The sequence below is a fragment of the Pseudomonas sp. WS 5071 genome (assembly GCF_012985765.1).
Lineage (GTDB): Bacteria > Pseudomonadota > Gammaproteobacteria > Pseudomonadales > Pseudomonadaceae > Aquipseudomonas > Aquipseudomonas lundensis_A.
In genome coordinates, this window is sequence record NZ_JAAQWY010000062.1 from 1 (window position 1) to 5,481 (window position 5,481).

The 5,481-nt window shown below is 50.4% G+C and carries 5 protein-coding genes; 2 read left to right on the forward strand and 3 right to left on the reverse strand.

The genetic code is table 11. The annotated features are described in order from the left end of the window. Positions 1-1,104: 1,104 nt before the first annotated feature. Together rclC and HBN61_RS22040 are read right to left on the reverse strand one after the other, a co-directional pair. Positions 1,105-1,680, reverse strand: coding sequence for a reactive chlorine resistance membrane protein RclC (gene rclC / locus HBN61_RS22035; protein WP_016779378.1), 576 nt, complete (start codon positions 1,678-1,680; stop codon positions 1,105-1,107). A 177-nt stretch (positions 1,681-1,857) separates the two neighbouring features. Further along, positions 1,858-2,199, reverse strand: a complete 342-nt coding sequence (locus HBN61_RS22040; RefSeq protein WP_016779377.1) for a carboxymuconolactone decarboxylase family protein — start codon at positions 2,197-2,199, stop codon at positions 1,858-1,860. A gap of 110 nt (positions 2,200-2,309) precedes the next feature. Between HBN61_RS22040 and HBN61_RS22045 the strand changes: the two genes are divergently transcribed. Further along, entirely contained in the window at positions 2,310-3,221 is a 912-nt protein-coding gene (locus HBN61_RS22045) for an AraC family transcriptional regulator (protein WP_047273856.1), read from the forward strand. A 184-nt stretch (positions 3,222-3,405) separates the two neighbouring features. Here the strand turns inward: HBN61_RS22045 and HBN61_RS22050 are convergent, their stop codons facing one another. Then, the gene (locus HBN61_RS22050) at positions 3,406-4,227 is read right to left on the reverse strand and encodes a hypothetical protein (RefSeq protein ID WP_048381962.1); all 822 of its coding nucleotides are present in this window, start codon (positions 4,225-4,227) and stop codon (positions 3,406-3,408) included. A gap of 558 nt (positions 4,228-4,785) precedes the next feature. On the opposite strand from HBN61_RS22050, the gene HBN61_RS22055 reads away from it, so the two are divergent. Next, positions 4,786-5,481, forward strand: a 696-nt coding sequence (locus HBN61_RS22055; protein ID WP_170047906.1) for a PIN domain-containing protein, incomplete at its 3' end; no start/stop codon positions are given.

Consider the following 5,481-nt stretch of genomic DNA (forward strand, 5'->3'; position numbering starts at 1 on the left):
GGAGTAACTTGTTCAGCAGGGCAGCTTTACGCTCAGGTGAATAGCTCGACATTACAGCTCTCTTTGACGCCCCCGATCTATCGTTTTGATAAATCAGCTCAGGCGACAACTAGCCTGACACCGGGGGATAGTTAACGGGTACAATTCGAAAATGAGATGGTACGTTGTACCAGCACCTTCGAAACCGCCCTTTTACCCCTCAAAACACGCCTAAAACACGTAGAGCAAAATGGTACAGAATTCAGCTACACCCCACGTAAACACAGGCTCTGCGGTGTCCAGACGCTTTAGCGTGGCCCCTATGATGGATGATACGGACTGAGCTGCTAGCCCCTTTAAAAAAAGGGCTAAAGCACTGCGCAACTTTCGCCTGTACCATTTCCGTACCAGTCAACTTTCACTCCCTCCCCTTAGACCTTAATCTCGAGCTCGTCACTGATAGCACATCCAGTGCAGCACAATATCGATCCAATACATCTATCCCATCCCATGTCCCCTCAAGCTATCTGGTAGTTGAAGGAGAGATTCGAAACCGCCCGCCCCCGCTTTTTCAAATCACGGCCCCCGGTTTATAAGGGCTGTAGAGGAGCGGTCTGCGTAAAAACGTTCCCATGGCGTTCCCATGGGTTTGTGCGTCAACCTGTGAAACTGCCGCCTGATAGGGCATGTGCATTTTTTGGGGAAAGCCATCGGAAAAAGGTAAGAACGGTAAGTCCTTGGATAAAAAGTCTGGAACGCCCGGATTCAAAGGGCTACAGCCGATACGGCGCAGGTAATATCTGAGTAACCTATAAGTAATCTAATTACTCTTTTATTAAGTAATTACCTATAAGTTTCAGCCCCTTACAAATCAATGACTTACGATTAAATTACCTTGCACATCACTCAAAATCACTTCTCTGTGTAATACGCCAAAGCCAACAAATACGGGGCTTCCAGCAACCTCAAGACCTGTTGCGCTATTGAATTACCTTTTTCCGTCAGCTCTCCTGAGAATCCGAGCGGACGGAGTCGCTCATGAACGGCTGCTATCGGCCACAAGCAGCCTCTCGGAGGTATCTACGAAGCTTGAGGCGATTCAGATTTCAAGGCTTTAAAAGAAAACTAGGGGCGCCGCTCTTGCAATAACTGACGGGCGGAATCAGCCATCACCGGAAGAGCGCCGGCCAGCATCAAGAGATCTTTGAGCACTAGGCGTCCTGCACCAGACAGGAATGGAAAGCCATGTTCACCATCACCAAGATCCGGTACCCAGGCTTCAGGTGTGGTGAGCAGGAAGGTTAAGGTCACCAGCGGTGTACCGAAGGCCAGCGCCCCACCAAGCAGACCGGCGCGTCGCGAGATCGGGTTGGAAAGCACCAGCAGACCGATCAGAATTTCTACTACGCCCAGGCCGTTGGAAAAGATGTATGTGTTATTTGCGGTCTGCCAGACGCGCTTTTCCGCATTCAATTCACCCTCGTGGGTCAGGTGTGCCTTGTAATCCTCGGGATGTTCATAAAAAAAAGACATAAACGGGCTGTTGGCGACAAATGGGGTAATGCTATCGGCTTCGTAAGGCGCGAATTTGAGCGCCCCGATCCACAAGAAAACTACGGCGATCGCCAGTCTCATGAGGTGTGTGCCAAGGGTGTCGAGCTTGCTGATGAATTGCAGCCATGTAGTGAATGAAGCGAGCATCAGACTTATCCGAATATTTGGAATGTGAAACCAGTCTGAGGCTTAGCCGCGAGACGCTTTTGTGCGTCATGCTCAAGTTATTGATCGATCGTCTCAACAAGTGGCTGACGTCTGGATGTATCAGGTAAGCCCCGGCACGTTTAAGTGTGCGGGGCCGGTGGAGTTATGGCGAAAGAGCTATTTTTTCAAGGTGTCGTACGCCTCAAGAGCGCGCAGTGAATAAATATAAGCGGCGCCTGCGTTCAACGAGATCGCAGTGGCCAAGGTCGCAGCCACTTCCTCGCGGCTCGCACCAGCCTTAATGGCCGCATCAGTGTGAGCTGCAATACAGCCGTCGCAGCGTGTAGTGATGGCGACTGCAATGGAGATCAATTCGCGGGTCTTGGTGTCGAGCACATCGTTTTCGGCAGAGGCTTCTCCGAGGGCCATGTAGGCTTTGACCATTTTTGGATTACTTTTGCCCAGCGCGCCGAAAGCTTTCTGGATGGAGGGTAATAATTCGGACCAGTTAATGAACATTGCGGTAACTCCTGAGGGGGGTTGGGTGTAATGTTTAACCTTGTTTAGTGTATGCCCTAGTCCTATTTTGATTAGTTCGATACGCTCTGTTTTTTCTGCGATGCGCTCAAATGAATTCGATCGACAAGCTCATCAGCCTCGCCAATGTTCGTGGCAGTCTGGATTTACGTTGCCAATTTCAGGGTGACTGGTCCCTGGAGCATGAGCAGGAAGCGCTGGGCAAAGCGCCATACCACGTGGTGCTGTCGGGTGAGTGTCGGGTGGAGCTTCCAAGCGGGCAGCGTCTTTCTATGCGCGCCGGCGACGTTCTGCTCCTGCCGGGTGGTGCGCCGCATGTGCTGCATAGTCCGGGCAAAGCTGTTGCGCCAACATTGGTATCGGCAAAGCGTATCGACGCTGGCATATTGCCCATACATCGCATTGGCGGCGTGAGTGCGGATCTGGACATGCTATGCGGCTGCTTTCACTTCAACCGAACTTCGTTGCTATTTGCTTCATTACCTGACTACCTGTTGATACCCAGCGGCACGCTCCCAGCGGATGGACCATTGCAGTCTCTGGTCGATTTATTACGCGGGGAAGCAGACGGCGATCAGATTGGAGCAAAATTTTTGCTCGATGCTCTTTCTCAGGCGTTATTCACCCTGATCCTTCGCGCCCATCTATCTAGCCATGGCCAAGACATCGGCACGCTCGCCTTGCTCAGCGATAAACGTCTGGGCCCCGTATGGCAGGCGATGTTGGCTGATCCTGCGCACGAGTGGACCATCCAAAATCTAGCAGATATCGCGTGCATGTCCCGAGCATCTTTCATGCGGGCGTTCGTTCGTGTGGCTGGTGTGTCGCCATGGGTATTGCTTACGCAAGTCCGTATGGAATTGGCGTTCAGCCTGCTGAGTCATTCGCATCTGGGATTAAAAGATATTGCCTTGCAGGTTGGTTACCAATCGCAGGCGGCGTTCAGCAAAAAATTTAAGGAGGTTTATGGGGCGCCTCCAGGGAGAATGCGCCGCAGAATTTAGAGCTGTCACTTAGGTAGGGGTGACCAGAGATGGCCGTTTTCTGCCTGTTGTGATCGGCGGAGAGCGGCCAATAGTTGCCTTCCAACGTCCACGAATTTAGCTCGATTCAAAAAGAGCTTCGAGCAGCTTTCCATTCGTATAGGAGAGTGAATAGACTTTCTCAGAGAGGCAGAAACATAGGCATTCAGATGGGGTAGCTCACAATCGATCGACTACCATCTAATAGAATCATCTGATCCCCCTCCAGCCCAGCATTGGGAAAGGCAGCGTAAGGCAGATGTCCTGAATCGAGTTTCACGTAAAGTGTTTCGTCAGTGGGCTTCACAGGCGTTGCACCAGAGGGATAAATTCCCTGTCCTTTTTCTGTGATCAAAAATGCCAGCGGAAAAAATGACAGGAGACTTAGGGTCGCAATGTGTCCGTGATTTTTGCAAGTAAACATTTTTATGCTCATGTGCCTACGGTGCGGATAGAACCAAACATAGAAATCATGGCTGTCATCGGTTGCGGTATCGTCCCCCATGACAAACTTTTGTAACGGGGCATAGTAGGGAACAGGCACCGGCTCTTGCAGGCAGTCCTTTACAGTGGTTGCTGAGAGTACGTGTCCAACCATTGCGCGGCAAAATCTCATCCCATCAAACAGCATATGCACGTGATTGACTGGGCTGTCGGCTCTCAAAAAATAGTGTTTGATCTTCTCTGATATGCCTTTGTAGACCCTCGCAACCTCTTGGTCATTAGTACCGAGATGTGAGCTATTGCAATGCTTGCAGATGGTTCTGAACTTACTGCCGTTAGAAGACTTCACACCAATGACAGGATCAGAATTGATTCCCATAACCTCAGTCAGGTGAGCCTGCTCAACTTTGGTGATCGTGATACTGCCTTGGGGCGGAACATGATCCCAACTGAGAGGGCCGAAGGTTCCGCAGATCAGACAGTAGCCCTCCCTGAGCTGAGTGTGATGACGGCGCTCTGTGAGTCCTTTCGTGTAGTTTCCCATTACTGCATCCTTTGCGCGAGGTAGACGCATCGATCTTAGCAGGCTAGACCTGAACCGCCCTTGGTTGAGTAGACGCATTTAACACCTGTTCATGGGGGGTTGCTGCCGCTCTTGAACGGGTGCTTTGGGTCGTTTTTCTGCCCCTCATGACAGGCAAGAATCGACCCATAGCTGACGTTGGTGGAGCGCAGCTTTCGGCCAGAAGCCGCCCCGTCACCATGGGCAGCTAGCGACCCGTTGCTGCGGTCAGTGCCTCCTAATCCTTTCCGTTGTGAAGCGATTGAGACAGTTCATCCCTTCAGGTCGAAATGCTGTAATCAGGTAGAGCACGGTCATAACGCTCTTACCGGCAAGGCCTGTTGAAGGACTGTACGACCGGAGCCCGCTCCCATGCCCTCAACCGCGTCTGGTGCACATCTACGTCGCGAGGAGCATGTGCTACTGTCATATTCCGCTCGACGGCGGCTTAGATCACCTTGTACGGAGGTTGATACTGCTGCGGGGTATGGGCTCCAGTTTTGGGCAGAGCTATCATTTAATTGCTGGTGAGGAATAAAAGTGACAAAGCTGTTTGTAGATACGAATATATATCTCGATTTTTATCGATGCGCGAACGATAGATTATCTTTGTTTGAGGAGCTAAAAAAACTGGAAGATAACCTCATAATTTCAGAGCAAGGGTATAAAGAGTTTCAGAGAAATCGAACATCACAACTACTCAATCTTGCTGCGGAGGTCAAGAGAACCTCATCAATCTCCATATTTACCACAGCAGTAGTGCGAGACATGGTTGAGCATCAGGAAGCAACCCGTCTACAGTCAGAGGTTAACAAGCTCGGAAAAAAGTTGAAGAGCAAGATTGATGCAATGCTTGAGCCTAAGCCGGGAGACGATCCTGTGCTTGATGCATACGAAAATCTAACTAAAAACTGCACGCTCATGAAAACAAAAGAGGAACTTATTGCCAAGGCTAAAATACGGAAAATTTTAGGGAACCCACCAATTTCACCTGATAGACACTCGGTTGGCGACGAGCTACTGTGGGAAGAGTTGCTTGAATTCTGCAATGAGAATTTGATAATCGTATCAAAAGATAAGGCATTCACAGAAAACAAGAAGCTTCTTAGGGATGCTCCGATCAACTTGTCGTGCAGCCGCGGCAAGTTGCAATTTTCCAGGCACCTACAGCGTCATTGGACGAAAAGTGACCGAAAAATCATGTACGGAGAGCTTTTTCGACCGGTTCTCCGTGTT